The organism is Streptomyces sp. CLV115 (assembly GCF_038448545.1).
Lineage (GTDB): Bacteria > Actinomycetota > Actinomycetes > Streptomycetales > Streptomycetaceae > Streptomyces > Streptomyces sanglieri.
The window spans coordinates 1-16,268 of sequence record NZ_JBCEWQ010000117.1 but is presented as its reverse complement, the minus strand read 5'-3'; the positions used below and the strand labels follow the sequence as shown (position 1 = coordinate 16,268).

The window sequence follows — 16,268 nt, the reverse complement described above, 5'->3', positions numbered from 1 at the left end:
CCTGTGCGGGCCGGACACTTACTTGCCGCCCGGCTAGTAACTACACTGGGGAAAGTAGACCCCCAACTAGCCGGGCGTCAAGTAAGTTTGTAGCAAGGGAGAGCTTCATGGGGAGCACGCCGCAGCAGCGCCGTGGAAACACGCGCCAGCGCATTCAGGACGTCGCTCTGGAGCTCTTCGCCGAGCAGGGCTACGAGAAGACCTCGCTCCGCGAGATCGCCGAGCGGCTGGAAGTCACCAAGGCGGCGCTGTACTACCACTTCAAGACCAAGGAAGACATCCTGGTCAGCATCTTCGAGGACCTCAACCGCCCGGTCGAGGAGCTGCTCGCCTGGGGCAGGGAACAGCCGCGCTCGCTGGAGACGAAGAAGGAGATCCTCGTCCGCTACAGCGACGCCCTGGCCGCCGCCGCTCCGCTGTTCCGCTTCATGCAGGAGAACCAGGCGGCCGTACGCGACCTCAGCATCGGCAAGACCGTCAAGGAACGCGTCATGGGCCTGGTCGACCTGTTCATCGAGCCCGACGCCTCACTGGCCGATCAGGTGCGCTGCTCCACCGCGCTCTTCACGATGCACGCCGGCATGTTCACCATCAAGGACCTCGAAGGCGACCCCGAGGAGAAGCGCAAGGCCGTCCTCGAAGTCGCCTTCGAACTGGTCACCCGGGCACACGGCGCGGAATGCGCCGGGTAGCCGGACCGTCCCGCCGGATCAGACCGAGACGCCCTTCTTGTGCAGGAAGCCGACCGGGTTGACCGCGGAGCCGTAGTCGGCGGTGTGCCGGATCTCGAAGTGCAGGTGCGGGCCGCTGGAGTTGCCGGTGTTGCCGGAGAGCGCGATCTTCTCGCCCGTCTTCACGGCCTCGCCGATCCGCACCTCGATCTTCGACAGATGGGCGTACTGCGAGTACGTGCCGTTGGCGTGCTTGATCACCACGGCGTTGCCGTACGCGGGACCGTCGCCGCCGCCGTTGGGGCCGGCCTTCACCACGGTGCCGCTGTGCGCGGCCTCGACCTTGGTGCCGACCGGCACGGCGAAGTCCTGGCCGGAGTGCTTGTGGGCCCAGCGGCTGCCGTCGTTGCCGAAGCTCGCGCTCAGCTCGTAGCGGCTGACCGGGGCCTCCCAGCCGTGCGCCTTCTTCAGGGCGGCCTTCTTCGCCGCGGCCGCCTTCTTGACCGCCGCCGCCTTCTTGACCGCGACCTTCTCGGCGACCTTGCCCTGTACGGCCGCCTGCCGGGCGACCGAGTCGGCCGTGCCGGCGTCGATCAGGTTCACCGCATCCGGGGCGCCCGCGGTGCCGGCCGCGAACGCAGCGCCCGCACCGAGAACCATCGACGTCCCCAGACCGGCCGCCACGACGGCGCCACGGACACGGGACACGGACGGGCGGCGGGAGTGCTGGAACGAAACGCGCTTCGACATATGCGGAGAACCTCCGGAGATGACTGGACCCGGCACTTCGCCGGGCTGGCCATCCCTTGGTAACCCGCACCCCGCCAATTGCTCAAACACCCCATCTACGAACAAATGCCGTAGTCGTCGCCTCGGGAATTCGCCGCGACGGGTTTACGCCGACCCGCCCCCGAACCCGTCGAAACTCTTGTTCCGGCCAGGTTTAACCCCAGTTCCAAACCACTCGAACCGGACAGATCCCGGCATCACGGGCATCACCCGCATCCGCGCCGCAAGCCCCCTCCACCACCGGGCCGAAGGTCCCCGACACGATCACGACCACCCCTCCTACCGCCCCTAGTAGGCCCGGAACGGGCTGTGCGCCTTGTCACCGCCGGCGGCCCCGAGGCGTCCGTTTCGGGACCTTCGGCCTGTGCGCTGGCTAGGCTGACCCGACGACCACTTCGGGGGGGCAGGCCATGGCCACTGACGGCGCAGGGACCAGCGACATGGACGGCATCGAGCTCGCCGATGCCGTCGAGTCGATCCGCAACCAGCTCATCGACGCCGCGGGCCGCGCCACCGGCCGCCCCGTGGCCTTCGAGGTCGGTGACATCCAGATGGAGTTCACCCTGGAACTCCGCAAGGAGATCAAGGGCGGCGGCAAGGTCAAGGCCTGGGTGGTCGAGGCGGGCGCCGACGCCTCCCGCGCGACCGGCCGCACCCACAAGGTCGCGTTCACCCTGAAACCGCGCGACGCCGCGACCGGCGGATCCTGGCAGATCGGCCACGAGGACCCGGGCAGCACCGCGCACTTCGGCGCCGGGGCGCCCCGGCCGTGAGCACCGCACCGCCCGCCGCACCCGCGGCACGCACCGTCGTCGTCCTCGGCTCCGGAGCGGCCCAGGGCAGCGGCACCCTGCTCACCGACCGGCTCGTGCTGACCTGCGCCCATGTGGTCAAGGGCGGCGGCCGGGCCACCGTCGCCCACCCGCGCCTGCCGGACCGCCGGCCGGCGACGGTCGCCTGGATCGACCACGACCTCGACGCCGCCCTCCTGCTGACCACCGACCCGGTACTCCCGTTCACCCCGGTACGGCTCGGCGTCCTCCACGCCGAGCAGGCGCTCTCCGGCTGCGAGATCACCGGCTTCCCCGACATCCAGCGGTACGGCCCCGACGGGCGCCTGGAGGCCGACCAGTACACGGCCACCGCCCTGCCGATGGCCGGGCACCTGCGCGGACTGCTGGTCTGCGAGCTGGACGGCCCGCCGCCGGTGAACGACACGCGGGCCCCGTCGCTGCGCGGCATGTCCGGCGGCCCGGTCTTCGCCGGGAACATCCTCATCGGCATCGCCCGGCAGATCCCCCGGCAGCGCGGCGGCCGCCGCGTGGAGTGCGTACCGCTCGCCCCGCTCGTCGCCTCGCAACCGTTCGAGCTGGTCTACCGGCAGACCGGCACGGCACTGCGCCACGAGCGGGTGCACGGCCGCTTCCCCAGGGACGCGCGGTACGAGGAGGAGTACGCGACGGCACTCGGAGCCGCGTACCGCCGCACGAAGATCTTCGGCCTCGACGAGCTGGGCCGGCGCGACTCCGAATGGGACCTGGACACCGCGTACCTGAGCCTGGAGGCCCAGCAGGGCCCCGGGCGCGCGGGGCTGCCGCCCACCCGGATCGACGCGCTGCTCCCCGACCGCCCCCGGGTACTGCTGCGCGGCGAGGCCGGCGCCGGCAAGACCACACTGCTGTGGTGGCTGGCCGCCCACGCCTCGGCCGGCACGCTGGACGCGCGGCTGGCCCCGCTCAACGGCCTGGTCCCGTTCGTCGTGCCACTGCGCACGCTGCGCGCCCGCGGCGGTACGTTCCCCGCGCCCGCGCAGCTGCCCGACGCGGCCCGGCTGGTGATCGACACGGCCCCCGAGGGCTGGGTCGGCCGGGTCCTGGAGTCCGGCCGGGCACTGCTGCTGGTCGACGGCCTGGACGAGGTCCCGCAGGACGACCGCGAGCAGGCCCACGAGTGGCTGTCCCGGCTCCTCGACCGGTACCCGGACATCCGCTGCGTGGCCACGGTGCGCCCGCTGGCCGTCGAGCCGGGCTGGCTGGACTCCCAGGGCTTCGAGGAGCTGCGGCTGCTGCCGATGGGGGACCGGGACATCGAGGCCTTCGTCGCCGCCTGGCACCGGGCCGCCCGGCTGGACGACGACGACCACGAGACGCTCGGCGGGCTGGAACGGGATCTGGTCCAGCAGTTCGACCAGAACCCGGCCCTGCGCGATCTGGCCCGTACACCACTGCTCTGCGCGGTGATCTGCGCCCTGCACCGCCGACGCCAGGGCATCCTGCCGGAGACCCGCTGGAGCCTGTACGACTCGGCCCTCACGATGCTGCTCGGCGACCGCGACAGACAGCGCCGGATCGAGGCCCCCGAGGGCATCACGATGAACGTGGAGGAGCAGACCCAGCTCCTCCAGCGGATCGCGATCTGGCTGGTCCGCGGCGGCCAGTCGGAGCTGCGCCGCTCAGCGGCACTGCGCCAGCTGGAACGCGCCCTGCCCGGCATGGAGCGGCTGCGCGGCCAAGGCTCGCCCGAGGCGATCCTGACCCATCTGCTGAACCGCAGCGGCGTCCTCCAGGAACGCGCCGACGACACCTACCAGTTCGCCCACCGCACCTTCCAGGACTTCCTCGCCGCGAAGGAGTTCGTCGAGGGCGACCAGCTGAACGAACTGCTGGGCCGGGCGGGCTCCCAGCAGTGGTACGACGTCATCCTGCTGTCGGCCGGCCACTGCGGCCGCCGCGAGCACCCCGTACTGGTCAACGGTCTGCTGGACGCACGGCCCGGCCCCGCCGACACCGTCACCCGGGACGAGCTCACCGTCCTGGCCGCCCTCTGCGCCCAGCACGCGACCTGGCTGGACGAGACGACCCGGGACCGGGTCCGCACGGCCGTCGCCGGACTCTTCCCGCCGAGGAACTACGAGGGCGTACAGCTGCTGGCCCGCCTCGGCCCGGCCGCTCTGGACCATCTGCCCGACCCGGCCCACGTGGCCGACGGGGACGAATCCCGCCCGTTCATCGACCTGATCAACGAAATCGGCCGGGCGGAAGCTCTGCCGCACGCCCGCCGCTGGGCACTGGCCCACCCGGAACACAGCTACCGGTTCATTAGGTACTGGGGCAGGTACCCGGTGCGGGCGTACGCCCGGCAGGTCCTCGCCCTCTTCGACCTTACGTACGACAATCTGCGGATCGACACTCCGGAGATGCTGGCGGCACTGCGCGACCTGCCGTCCGCCAGGGGCCTGGACATCTCCGGGGACTTCACCGCCGCCGAACTCCATTCCGCTCTGCACGACGGCCCATGGACCGAACTGGCCTTCCGGCGGAACTCCCGTCTGACCGACCTCTCGTTCCTGACGGACTGCGCCACGCAGCTCAGAACCTTCGCGCTGAGCGACTGTCCCGGCGCACGGGACCTCGGCCCGCTCACCGGACTCCCCGCGCTGGAGTATGTCGTGCTGGACATGAGCTGTCTCCCCGCCACCGCACTGGCCGCCACGGCTTCGAGACCACTGCGCTCCCTGTGGCTCGACCATCTGACCGTCGAGCGGCTTTCCCAGCTGCCCGCCCACCCCGAGCCGAACTCGCTGAGCATCGAGCGGGCGGATTCGCTGGAGATCGACTCGCTCGACGGCTGGACGAACCTGCGCCGACTGAATCTGAGCGACCCCACCCCGGCCCGGCCACTGCTCGCCGCCCTGCGACAGGCTCCGCAGGTGGACCAGCTCACCCTGTCCCTGTCGTCCGCGACGGAGTTCGCCGACGAACGGCCCGTGCCCTCCCTCGTCGGCCTGAACCTCTACCCGGAGACCGATGTGCTCGGGTTGGAGTGGATTCCCCGGGTCTTCCCCGCTCTGAGGTCGTTCAGGCTCCATGTGCCCAGGCATGTCGACCGGATCGACGTCTCGCCGATCCGGATGCTGCCCGGCTGCGAGGTGAGGGTGGCCAGCTCCACGACGGTCGTGGGCGGCGATCTCTCCCCCTGAACCCTCCGCACACCGAAAAGGGGGCTGCCCCGGAACCGTGCGGAACGGTCCGGGGCAGCCCCCTTCTGCTTCTGCTCAGGCGCTCGGGGGCGTCCTCACACGTCCTTCGACATGTTCGGGCCCGCGCCGCCTGCGGCCTGCTCGATCGGCGGGACGTCGGGCAGTGCCGACTTCTCCTCGCCGCGGAAGGTGAAGGTCTTCTCCTCACCCTCGCCCTCGGTGCCGACGACCACGATGTGACCGGGGCGCAGCTCACCGAAGAGGATCTTCTCGGAGAGGATGTCCTCGATCTCGCGCTGGATCGTCCGGCGCAGCGGCCGGGCGCCCATCACGGGGTCGTAGCCCTTCTTGGCGAGCAGCGTCTTGGCTTCACCGCTGAGCTCGATGCCCATGTCGCGGTCCTTCAGACGCTCGTCCACCTTGGCGATCATCAGGTCGACGATCTGGATGATGTCTTCCTGGCTGAGCTGGTGGAAGACGACCGTGTCGTCGACACGGTTGAGGAACTCGGGCCGGAAGTGCTGCTTGAGCTCCTCGTTGACCTTGTTCTTCATCCGCTCGTAGCCGGTCTTGACGTCGCCCTGGGCGGCGAAGCCCAGGTTGAAGCCCTTCGAGATGTCCCGCGTCCCGAGGTTGGTCGTCATGATGATGACCGTGTTCTTGAAGTCCACGACCCGGCCCTGGGAGTCGGTCAGGCGACCGTCTTCCAGAATCTGGAGCAGGGAATTGAAGATATCGGGGTGGGCCTTCTCGACCTCGTCGAAGAGGACGACGGAGAACGGCTTGCGGCGCACCTTCTCGGTGAGCTGGCCACCCTCTTCGTAACCCACGTAACCGGGGGGCGAACCGAAGAGGCGGGAAACCGTGTGCTTCTCGCTGAACTCCGACATGTCGAGGGAAATCAGCGCGTCCTCGTCGCCGAAGAGGAATTCGGCGAGCGTCTTGGAGAGCTCCGTCTTACCGACACCGGACGGACCGGCGAAGATGAACGAGCCACCGGGACGCTTCGGGTCCTTCAGGCCGGCCCGCGTACGGCGGATCGCCTGCGAGAGGGCCTTGATGGCGTCCTTCTGCCCGATGACGCGCTTGTGGAGCTCGTCCTCCATGCGCAGCAGACGGGAGGACTCCTCCTCCGTCAGCTTGAAGACCGGGATGCCGGTGGCGGTGGCCAGGACCTCGGCGATCAGCTCGCCGTCGACCTCGGCCACGACGTCCATGTCGCCGGCCTTCCACTCCTTCTCGCGCTTGGTTTTCGCGGCGAGGAGCTGCTTCTCCTTGTCGCGCAGGGACGCGGCCTTCTCGAAGTCCTGCGAGTCGATCGCGGACTCCTTGTCGCGGCGGACGCCGGCGATCTTCTCGTCGAACTCGCGGAGGTCCGGCGGCGCGGTCATCCGGCGGATGCGCATCCGGGAACCGGCCTCGTCGATCAGGTCGATCGCCTTGTCCGGCAGGAAGCGGTCCGAGATGTACCGGTCGGCCAGCGTCGCGGCCTGGACCAGCGCCTCGTCCGTGATGGAGACGCGGTGGTGGGCCTCGTAGCGGTCGCGCAGACCCTTGAGGATCTCGATGGTGTGCGGCAGCGACGGCTCCGCGACCTGGATGGGCTGGAAGCGGCGCTCCAGCGCGGCGTCCTTCTCCAGGTGCTTGCGGTACTCGTCGAGCGTGGTGGCGCCGATGGTCTGGAGCTCACCGCGGGCCAGCATCGGCTTGAGGATGCTGGCGGCGTCGATCGCGCCCTCGGCGGCACCCGCACCCACGAGGGTGTGGAGCTCGTCGATGAACAGGATGATGTCGCCGCGGGTGCGGATCTCCTTGAGGACCTTCTTCAGGCGCTCCTCGAAGTCACCGCGGTAGCGGGAGCCGGCGACCAGCGCACCGAGGTCCAGGGTGTAGAGGTGCTTGTCCTTGAGGGTCTCGGGCACCTCGCCCTTGACGATGGCCTGCGCCAGTCCCTCGACGACCGCCGTCTTGCCGACGCCGGGCTCGCCGATGAGGACCGGGTTGTTCTTGGTGCGGCGGGACAGCACCTGCATGACCCGCTCGATCTCCTTCTCGCGCCCGATGACCGGGTCGAGCTTGGATTCGCGAGCGGCCTGGGTGAGATTCCGGCCGAACTGGTCGAGCACCAGGGACGTGGAGGGCGTGCCTTCCGCGGGGCCGCCCGCGGTCGCCGCCTCCTTGCTGCCCGAGTACCCGGAGAGCAGCTGGATGACCTGCTGCCGCACCCGGTTCAGGTCGGCGCCCAGCTTCACGAGGACCTGGGCGGCGACGCCCTCGCCCTCGCGGATCAGGCCGAGCAGGATGTGCTCGGTGCCGATGTAGTTGTGGCCGAGCTGAAGGGCCTCGCGGAGCGAGAGCTCCAGGACCTTCTTGGCCCGGGGCGTGAAGGGGATGTGCCCGGACGGGGCCTGCTGGCCCTGGCCGATGATCTCCTCCACCTGCTGGCGGACCGCCTCGAGCGAAATCCCGAGGCTCTCCAGGGCCTTAGCGGCGACACCCTCACCCTCGTGGATAAGGCCCAGGAGGATGTGCTCGGTGCCGATGTAGTTGTGGTTGAGCATCCGGGCTTCTTCCTGAGCCAGGACGACAACCCGCCGCGCGCGGTCGGTGAACCTCTCGAACATCGTTAATCGCTCCTCAGAGCGGTCAGGCAGTAAGGGGTCGGTCCCCTCCCTGTCCTTCCGCAGCTTAGTCCCGCAAGCGGGGACCGCTCATTCCAACTGCCGACACCGTCCTTGGCCTCCTGCCCCGAACGCCGACAACTTCTCCAACCCGATGGTGCGAGACGATGTTCCCGCAGGCCAGGCAGATACCCCTTTCGCCAGTACGCCGATGGCGAACGTGAGATGCCCGAACCTGCGTGTCGCCCCTCCCCACTAGGGATGTCTTACCCGCAATTACAGACAGTCCATGCGGCGCACGCCGGTTCCCTCCGCTACGGGCGAACATATTGCCGCTCCCGAATACGCCCCTACACTCCCATCCCGGACACATCGCGCGCCCGCTCGCGGACTCTGCGTAACCCTGGCGGCGTCCGGGCCGTTCTTCCGGCATGGCCATCACCGTCCCGTACCCCGCGCCATCGGTCACCGGCGAGCGGGAGAGCGGCGACTGTGCCCGCTGGGCACAGTGGTACGAACGCGAACTCGGCTGGGCGACGGCGGGGACCGCACCGGTGCGGTTGCTGACCGGGCTGCGGTTCGACGTGCTCCAGGTTCCCGCGGCCGCCGGTCACGCGGCGCTGCGGCGGCTGGACCGTACGGGGCCCGTTGCACTGTCGGGGGCGCGGATGAGCCTGCTGGTCGCGGCGGGGAGCGCCGACGAGCTGCCCGGGCTGCTCGACTGGCTGGAGTGGGGCGGCGTCGCCCTCTCACTGACCGCCATCGGCGCGGGCGGCCGGATCACCGCGCCGGTGCCGCCCGGACGGATGGCGGGCCGGCCGGGGACCGCTGCATGGCTGCGGCCCCCCGGGCTTCGACACGAGGAAGGGTCGGAATTCCCGGCCCTCGCCGGCCTCGGGAGCAGGGGTGGGGGTGCTCCCGATCTCGTACGGCTGGTGGACGCGGTGGCTACGGAATGCCACCGGGCCCGGTTGATGCGTGCCCGAACGGGGCCGTCGACGGATGGGTCGACAGCTCAGCCGTTGGCCTTCTCGTAAAGGTCGCGGATCTCCGCGGGTACACGGCCGCGGTCATTCACATTGTGGCCGTTCTCGCGGGCCCACTTACGGATCTCGGCAGTGTCCTTGTTGCCACCCGCAACGGCGCGACCCTTGCCACGGCCGGACGCGGCGCGGCCACCCGTACGCCGGCCACCCTTGGTGTACGGCTCAAGAAGACCACGGAGCTTGTCCGCGTTGCTCGTCGTGAGGTCAATCTCGTACGTCTTGCCATCGAGAGCGAACGTGACCGTCTCGTCCGCCTCGCCGCCGTCGAGGTCATCGACAAGAAGGACCTGAACCTTCTGTGCCACTGGATTCCCTTTCATCGAAAATGCAGTACGCGGAAAGGAAACCGCTTTTCCCCGGAAAACACAAACCCCCGGGAGAGGTTCAGGATCGCTGGAACGCGGGAAACATGCGCGATTCGGACATAGGGCTCCGGTTTCTTGTGACGGTCGCAGATCGCGGTCACAGATGCAGAAGCATCCGGCTGTTGCCCAAGGTGTTCGGCTTCACTCGTTCGAGACCCAGGAACTCTGCTACACCCTCGTCATAGGAACGCAGCAGCTCACTGTAGACATCTCCGTCGACCGGCGTCTCTCCGATCTCCACGAAGCCGTGCTTCGCGAAGAAGTCGACTTCGAAGGTGAGACAGAAAACCCGCCGTACGCCCAGCCAGCGGGCGGTCTGCAACAACTTGTCCAGCACTTGATGGCCGACTCCGGCGCCCCTGATGCCGTGGTCGACCGCGAGAGTACGCACTTCGGCGAGGTCTTCCCACATCACGTGCAGTGCACCGCAGCCGATGACCCGGGCGTCCTCGTCGCGTTCCGCGATCCAGAACTCCTGGATGTCCTCGTAAAGCGTCACGGTCGCTTTGTCGAGCAGGATGCCTTCGCGTACGTACCCGTCGAGGAGACGGCGGACCGATGCCACATCGCTGGTCCTGGCCCGTCGGACTGTGATGGCCGTGTTTATGGCCGGCGGTTCGGTACGGGAATCGGCATGGGGAAGCTCTGAGGACATACCCCCGACGCTATCGCCCGGCCTCCGGGCCCGCCGCATCGGCCGGATCCTCGACCGCTTCGCCGGTTGCTTCATCACCGGCCGCACCGGCCGGTGCGCCGGCGGGTTCGCTGGACTGCGGCTCGGAGGTCCCGGAGAGGCCGGGCTGAACGATCCGCATGGCGTCCTGGAGGGCTTCGCGCTGCTCGGCGGACATCATGCCGAAGAAGGCGACAAGAGCGGCTGCCGGGTTGTCGCTGCGCGACCATGCTTCGTTCATCAGTGCGGCCGAGTAGGCGGCGCGGGTGGAGACCGCCGTATATCTATATGCGCGGCCGTCGACTTCCCTGCGCACCCAGCCCTTCTGATGGAGATTGTCCATTACCGTCATGACGGTGGTGTAGGCGATGGAGCGTTCCTGCTGAAGGTCCTCAAGGACTTCCCGCACGGTGACCGGACGGTTCCATTGCCAGACCCGTGTCATCACGGCGTCTTCCAGATCTCCCAATTGGCGGGGCACAATGTCACTTTAGTGCCACATGACTGGAATGACCGGTTTATTGATCCGGCAAAAGGGCGCACGGCTCCTCGGGAGCCGTGCGCCCTTCGTGTGCTGCGGGGTGCCGGGTCAGGCGCCGTCGGCGCGCGGGGTCTGCTGGACCGACTCGGCGCGGCCGATCGCCAGATCCACGGCCGCGTCCTCCTTGGCCTTGTTGGGACCGCCCTGGCTCTTGACGATCGTCACGACGAGGCTGATGAAGAAGACAGCCATCACCACGGGGGGAACGAGCGCGGATACGTAGTCCATGCCGTCCAGAGTAGCGAGGCCGGTACGGGCTTCCGCGCCGCCCCTCCGCTATCCCGCGGCGCGCTGCTGCGGCGGCGGGACCGGGCGGCGGCGGGGCGGGAAGACCTCCGAGGGCTTCGGCGCGGGCCGGCCGGCCGGCCGGGTGGGCCGGGCAGGTTCCGCCGGGGTCTTGGGCCGTTCGGGTTCGGCGTCGGCGGCCCGGCCGCCGGGCAGGGCGAGCAGCCTGCTGCGCGGCGCGGGCGCCTTCACCGGCACGGCGCGTCCGGCGAGGCGGGCGCGGACCGAACGCTCGGCGAGCACCTGACAGCGCTCCAGGAGCGCCGCGGCCACCGGCCTGTGGCGCAGCGCCCGCAGCGCGGCGAGGTCGTCGGGGCCGGGGTCGTACCCGCCCGCCAGGGCGTCCTGGAGCAGTTCCAGGTAGCCGCTGACGGAGCCGGGGAGGGCGTTGCGGTAGCGGACGAGGTCGGCGAGGAGGAACGTGCGCAGCCGTCCCGCCTCGCCGACCGCCTCGTCCACGGCGCCGGCCAGCCGCAGGCAGTCCTGGACGTCCTCGTCCGGCAGGGGCATGGGATGGAGGGCGATGGCGAGGGCACGTCGGAGCACCCGCAGCTCGTCCGCGCTGAACGCCATGCCGCCGCGTGATCCGTATGGCGTGGGCATAACGCGACAATACGTGCTAAATGGACAAAATCCGCTTAACTGGCCGTCGGCGGCGCGGCGGCGGCGCACCGCCACCGCGAGCCGTTCCCGCAGGTACGGCCGGTGTCCGCTACATCCGGGACACGTTCCGCTCGTACACCAGGCGCAGTCCGATCAGGGTGAGCCAGGGCTCGTGCTCGTCGATGACGGAGGACTCCCCCAACACCATCGGCGCAAGGCCGCCCGTCGCGATGACGGTGACGTCCTCCGGGTCGGCCGCCAGTTCCTTCTTCATCCGGGCCACGACGCCGTCGACCTGGCCGGCGAAGCCGTAGATGATGCCCGACTGCATCGCCTCGACCGTGTTCTTGCCGATCACGCTGCGCGGCCGGGCCAGCTCGATCTTGCGGAGCTGGGCGCCCTTGACGCCGAGCGCCTCGACCGAGATCTCGATGCCGGGGGCGATGACCCCGCCGGTGTACTCGCCCCGGGCGGAGACCGCGTCGAAGGTGGTGGCCGTGCCGAAGTCGACGACGATCGCCGGACCGCCGTACAGGTCGGCGGCGGCGGCCGCGTTGATGATGCGGTCCGTGCCGACCTCCTTCGGGTTGTCCATCAGGATCGGCACGCCGGTCTTGATGCCCGGCTCGACGAGGACCGCGGGGACGTCGCCGTAGTAGCGGCGGGTCACCTCGCGCAGCTCGTGCAGGACGGCCGGGACCGTGGAGCAGATCGCGATGCCCTCGATGCCGTCGCCCAGCTCCATGCCGAGCAGCGGGTGCATGCCCATCAGGCCCTGGAGCAGCACGGCCAGCTCGTCGGCGGTGCGGCGGGAGTCGGTGGAGATCCGCCAGTGCTCGACGATCTCCTCGCCGTCGAACAGGCCGAGGACGGTGTGGGTGTTGCCGACGTCGATGGTGAGCAGCATCAGGCGCCGGCCCCGTCGGTGTCGCGGAAGTCCAGGCCGATGTCGAGGATCGGCGAGGAGTGGGTGAGCGCGCCGACGGCCAGGTAGTCGACGCCCGCCTCGGCGTAGGCGCGGGCGGAGTCCAGGGACAGCCGGCCCGAGGACTCCAGGACCGCGCGGCCGCCGACCAGCGCGACCGCCTCGGCGGTCTGGATCGGGGTGAAGTTGTCCAGCAGGATCAGGTCGGCGCCCGCGTCGAGCACCTCGCGGACCTGCTGGAGGGTGTCGACCTCGACCTCGATCGGTACGTCCGGGAACGCGTCCCGCACCCGCTTGAACGCCTCGGCGACGCCGCCCGCGGCGATGACGTGGTTGTCCTTGACCAGTGCCGCGTCCGACAGCGACATCCGGTGGTTGACGCCGCCGCCGCAGCGCACCGCGTACTTCTCCATGGCGCGCAGGCCCGGGGTGGTCTTGCGGGTGTCGCGGACCTTGGCGCCGGTGCCTTCGAGCACGTCGGCCCAGGCGCGGGTGGCGGTCGCGATGCCGGAGAGCCGGCACAGCAGGTTGAGCGCGCCGCGCTCGCCGGTGAGCAGGTCGCGGGTGCGAGTGGTGACGGTCAGCAGCTTCTGGCCGGGGGCGACCCGGTCGCCGTCCTCGACGTGCCGCTCGACCGCGAACTCCTCCGTGCAGACGATGGACAGGACGGCCTCGGCGATGCGCAGACCGGCCACGACGCCCGCCTCGCGGGCGGTGAAGTCACCGGTGGCCACGGCGTCCTCGGCGACGGTCGCGACGGTGGTGACGTCCACCCCGCCGTCCAGGTCCTCCTCGATGGCGACGTGCGCGACGTCCTCGACCTGGACCGGGTCCAGGCCCGCCTCCGCGAGGAGCTGGGCGAGGTCCGGGTCGAGGCCGCACTCCAGCGGGTCGAGCTCGTAGTCACCGCCGCAGCCGCAGCCGTCCCCGCAGCCTCCCTCGGACGGTGCGGGCGCGCCGATCCGGACCAGCGGTACGTCCACGGGTGTGGGGCGCGGATTCTCTTCGGGCGTGCTCACGGTTACGGCTCCTCGGTGACGTCGGCGGGGTGGGTGGGGGGTGCTGCTGCGCAGTCTGGTGCCTGCGCGGGGCCTACGGGCCCGAATGCCTCGGTCTCCGTCCGACGGAGGACGGGCAGGCGCTCCGGGGTGAGCCGGACGACGAGGTGGCGGCGCCAGTTCTCGTCGTCGCGCTCGGGCCGGTCCTCGCGCCAGTGGCAGCCGCGGGTCTCCTCGCGCCGGCGGGCGGCGGCGACCAGGACGCGCGAGACGAGCAACAGGTTGGTGACCTCCCACGCCTCGACGCCGGGCACCGTGACCTTGGGCTCGTCCGCCGCCACGGCCCGCGCGGCGCTGTCGTGGAGGGCCTCCAGCTCGTCGGCGGCGGTGGCCAGGCTCTCGCCGGAGCGCAGCACTCCGGCGCCCCGGGTCATGATCCGCTGGATCGTGGACCGGGCCTCCGGGGCGATCAGCGGGGACGGCGCGCGCTGGTCACCGGCTTCGGCGGGGCCCGCGCCGGGCCGCTCCTCGACGATGTCCGCCGCGATGCGCTCGGCGAAGACGAGGCCCTCCAGGAGGGAGTTGGACGCCAGCCGGTTCGCGCCGTGCACACCGGTGCAGGCGACCTCGCCGCAGGCGTACAGGCCGGGCACCGTGGTGCGTCCGCGCAGGTCGGTGCGGATGCCGCCGGAGGCGTAGTGCGCGGCGGGGGCGACCGGGACCGGTTCGGTGACCGGGTCGATGCCGTGGGAGCGGCAGGCCGCCAGGATCGTGGGGAAGCGCTGCTCCCACATCTCGGCGCCGAAGTGGCGGGCGTCGAGGTACATGTGCTCGGTGCCGTGCAGTTCCATCTGCCGGGTGATGGCCTTGGCGACGATGTCGCGCGGGGCCAGCTCGGCCAGCTCGTGCTGCCCCACCATGAAGCGGTTGCCGGACGCGTCGACGAGATGGGCGCCCTCGCCCCGTACCGCCTCCGACACCAGCGGCTGCTGGCCCTCGGAGCCGGCGCCGAGGAAGAGGACCGTCGGGTGGAACTGGACGAATTCCAGGTCGGAGACCTCGGCTCCGGCGCGCAGCGCCAGCGCCACGCCGTCGCCGGTGGAGACCGCGGGGTTGGTGGTGGCGGAGAAGACCTGGCCCATGCCGCCGGTGGCCAGGACCACCGCGGGGGCGCGGACCGCGCCGACGCCGTCGTGCTGGCCCTCGCCCATGACGTGCAGCGTGACGCCCGCGGTACGCCCTTCGGCGTCGGTGAGGAGGTCCAGGACGAGCGCGTTCTCCACGGTGTGCAGGGCGGCCTCGCGGACCGCCTCGACCAGGGCGCGGGAGATCTCGGCGCCCGTGGCGTCGCCGCCCGCGTGGGCGATGCGGCGGCGGTGGTGACCGCCCTCACGGGTCAGCGCGATGTCGCCGCTGTCCGTGGTGTCGAAGTGGGCACCGGTCCCGATCAGCCTGCGTACGGCGTCGGGGCCCTCGGTGACCAGCATCCGGACCGCCGCCTCGTCGCACAGACCGGCGCCCGCGACCAGGGTGTCGTCCAGATGCTGCTCGGGGGTGTCGCCCTCGCCGAGGGCGGCGGCGATGCCGCCCTGCGCCCAGCGGGTGGAGCCGTCGTCGAGGCGGGCCTTGGTGACGACGACGGTGGCGAGGCCCGCGGCCGCGCAGCGCAGTGCGGTGGTGAGACCGGCCACGCCGGAGCCGACCACCACGACGTCGGCGTCGATGGACCAGCCGGGGGCGGGGGCGGTCAGCCGTATTCCGGTCACGTGGTGGCTCCGAAGGTCAGCGGGATGTTGTCGATGAGCCGGGTCTTGCCGACCCTCGCGGCGACGGCGAGGATCGCCTCGCCGGTGGTGCGGTCGTCGGGGACCTCGGTGAAGTCGGCCGGGTCCACCAGCGCCAGGTAGTCCAGGACGAGCGGGGGCTGTGCGGCCGCCGCGTCGTCGAGGATCAGCAGCGCGGCGGCCCGTACCGCCGAGGGCCCGTCGACCGGGCGGGCCAGGGCCACCGCCTGGGTGTCGGCGGCGGCGCGGGCCTCGCCGAGCGCGGTGAGCGCGGCCGCCCGGCCGGTGGTGGCCGAGGTGGCCTGCGCGCGGGCGTGCAGCGCCTGCTGGGCGGCGAGCCGGTCACGGGCGGCGAACAGGGCCTTGGACAGCGCGAGGGCGGTGTGCCGCTCCTCGGCGTCCAGGAAGCGGTTGCGGCTGGAGAGCGCGAGGCCGTCCGGCTCGCGGACCGTCTCCACGCCGGCGATCTCCACCGGGAAGTTCAGATCGCGCACCATGCGGCGGATCAGTGCCAGCTGCTGGGCGTCCTTCTGCCCGAAGAACGCGATGTCGGGGCGGGTGAGGTGGAGGAGCTTGGCGACGACGGTGAGCATGCCGTCGAAGTGTCCGGGGCGCGAGGCCCCTTCGAGCCGCTCGCCCATGGGCCCCGCCGAGATCCGGACCTGCGGTTCGCCGCCGGGGTAGACCTCGTCGACGGACGGCGCGAAGACCGCGTCCGCCCCGGCGGCGGCCGCCACGGCGAGGTCGGCGTCGAGCGTGCGGGGGTAGCGGTCCAGGTCGGCGGCCTCGCCGAACTGGAGCGGGTTGACGAAGACGGTGACGACCACCTGGCCGTCGGGGCCCGCCGCCGCGCGGGCGGCGCGGATCAGGGTGGCGTGGCCCTCGTGCAGGGCGCCCATGGTCATGACGACGGCCCGCACCCCCTTGCGCGGAGCGGACGCGCCGAGCTCGGCGGCGGTATGGAGCAGGGCGGCGGGGCGGGGGGTGC

General features: G+C 70.8%; 15 protein-coding genes. 4 read left to right on the top strand and 11 right to left on the bottom strand.

Going from position 1 to position 16,268, the window contains the following annotated elements; translation table 11 throughout:
* Nucleotides 1-107: 107 nt before the first annotated feature.
* The gene (locus AADR41_RS30415) at nt 108-692 is read left to right on the top strand and encodes a TetR/AcrR family transcriptional regulator (RefSeq protein WP_342284706.1); all 585 of its coding nucleotides are present in this window, start codon (nt 108-110) and stop codon (nt 690-692) included.
* A gap of 18 nt (nt 693-710) precedes the next feature.
* Here the strand turns inward: AADR41_RS30415 and AADR41_RS30410 are convergent, their stop codons facing one another.
* Nucleotides 711-1,421: a M23 family metallopeptidase gene (locus AADR41_RS30410; protein WP_342284704.1), complete on the bottom strand. Its 711-nt coding sequence runs from the start codon at nt 1,419-1,421 to the stop codon at nt 711-713.
* 449 nt (nt 1,422-1,870) lie between these two features.
* On the opposite strand from AADR41_RS30410, the gene AADR41_RS30405 reads away from it, so the two are divergent.
* Both AADR41_RS30405 and AADR41_RS30400 read left to right on the top strand, forming a co-directional pair.
* Nucleotides 1,871-2,233 carry a trypco2 family protein gene (locus AADR41_RS30405; RefSeq protein WP_342284702.1) on the top strand — a complete coding sequence of 121 codons (363 nt, stop codon included), beginning with the start codon at nt 1,871-1,873 and terminating at the stop codon, nt 2,231-2,233.
* Complete coding sequence (locus AADR41_RS30400) at nt 2,230-5,439, top strand: NACHT domain-containing protein (RefSeq protein WP_342284701.1); 3,210 nt, start codon at nt 2,230-2,232, stop codon at nt 5,437-5,439. Before AADR41_RS30405 ends, AADR41_RS30400 begins: the two co-directional genes overlap by 4 nt.
* A 95-nt stretch (nt 5,440-5,534) precedes the next feature.
* On the opposite strand, the gene AADR41_RS30395 is transcribed toward AADR41_RS30400, so the two are convergent.
* Nucleotides 5,535-8,063 (bottom strand): ATP-dependent Clp protease ATP-binding subunit, encoded by a 2,529-nt coding sequence (locus AADR41_RS30395; RefSeq protein ID WP_342284700.1) that lies wholly within the window; start codon nt 8,061-8,063, stop codon nt 5,535-5,537.
* 428 nt (nt 8,064-8,491) lie between these two features.
* On the opposite strand from AADR41_RS30395, the gene AADR41_RS30390 reads away from it, so the two are divergent.
* Nucleotides 8,492-9,097, top strand: a complete 606-nt coding sequence (locus AADR41_RS30390; RefSeq protein ID WP_342284698.1) for an SCO3374 family protein — start codon at nt 8,492-8,494, stop codon at nt 9,095-9,097.
* On the opposite strand, the gene AADR41_RS30385 is transcribed toward AADR41_RS30390, so the two are convergent.
* The 9 genes from AADR41_RS30385 to panC form a co-directional block, all read right to left on the bottom strand.
* Nucleotides 9,076-9,411 carry a histone-like nucleoid-structuring protein Lsr2 gene (locus AADR41_RS30385; protein ID WP_124719472.1) on the bottom strand — a complete coding sequence of 112 codons (336 nt, stop codon included), beginning with the start codon at nt 9,409-9,411 and terminating at the stop codon, nt 9,076-9,078. The two genes, AADR41_RS30390 and AADR41_RS30385, sit on opposite strands and share 22 nt — an antisense overlap.
* A gap of 157 nt (nt 9,412-9,568) precedes the next feature.
* The gene (locus AADR41_RS30380; protein ID WP_342284697.1) at nt 9,569-10,126 is read right to left on the bottom strand and encodes an amino-acid N-acetyltransferase; all 558 of its coding nucleotides are present in this window, start codon (nt 10,124-10,126) and stop codon (nt 9,569-9,571) included.
* A 10-nt stretch (nt 10,127-10,136) separates the two neighbouring features.
* A complete protein-coding gene (locus tag AADR41_RS30375) occupies nt 10,137-10,625 on the bottom strand; it encodes a BlaI/MecI/CopY family transcriptional regulator (RefSeq protein ID WP_342284696.1) in 489 nt (162 codons plus the stop codon).
* 108 nt (nt 10,626-10,733) lie between these two features.
* Nucleotides 10,734-10,913 (bottom strand): hypothetical protein, encoded by a 180-nt coding sequence (locus tag AADR41_RS30370; RefSeq protein ID WP_342284695.1) that lies wholly within the window; start codon nt 10,911-10,913, stop codon nt 10,734-10,736.
* A 48-nt stretch (nt 10,914-10,961) separates the two neighbouring features.
* Nucleotides 10,962-11,543, bottom strand: coding sequence for a hypothetical protein (locus AADR41_RS30365; protein WP_342284720.1), 582 nt, complete (start codon nt 11,541-11,543; stop codon nt 10,962-10,964).
* A 139-nt stretch (nt 11,544-11,682) separates the two neighbouring features.
* Nucleotides 11,683-12,480 (bottom strand): type III pantothenate kinase, encoded by a 798-nt coding sequence (locus tag AADR41_RS30360; RefSeq protein ID WP_342284694.1) that lies wholly within the window; start codon nt 12,478-12,480, stop codon nt 11,683-11,685.
* Nucleotides 12,480-13,517 (bottom strand): carboxylating nicotinate-nucleotide diphosphorylase, encoded by a 1,038-nt coding sequence (gene nadC / locus AADR41_RS30355; RefSeq protein ID WP_342284693.1) that lies wholly within the window; start codon nt 13,515-13,517, stop codon nt 12,480-12,482. Before nadC ends, AADR41_RS30360 begins: the two co-directional genes overlap by 1 nt.
* 2 nt (nt 13,518-13,519) lie before the next feature.
* Nucleotides 13,520-15,262, bottom strand: a complete 1,743-nt coding sequence (locus tag AADR41_RS30350) for an L-aspartate oxidase (RefSeq protein ID WP_342284692.1) — start codon at nt 15,260-15,262, stop codon at nt 13,520-13,522.
* Nucleotides 15,259-16,248 (bottom strand): pantoate--beta-alanine ligase, encoded by a 990-nt coding sequence (gene panC / locus AADR41_RS30345; protein ID WP_342284718.1) that lies wholly within the window; start codon nt 16,246-16,248, stop codon nt 15,259-15,261. Before panC ends, AADR41_RS30350 begins: the two co-directional genes overlap by 4 nt.
* Nucleotides 16,249-16,268: the final 20 nt, after the last annotated feature.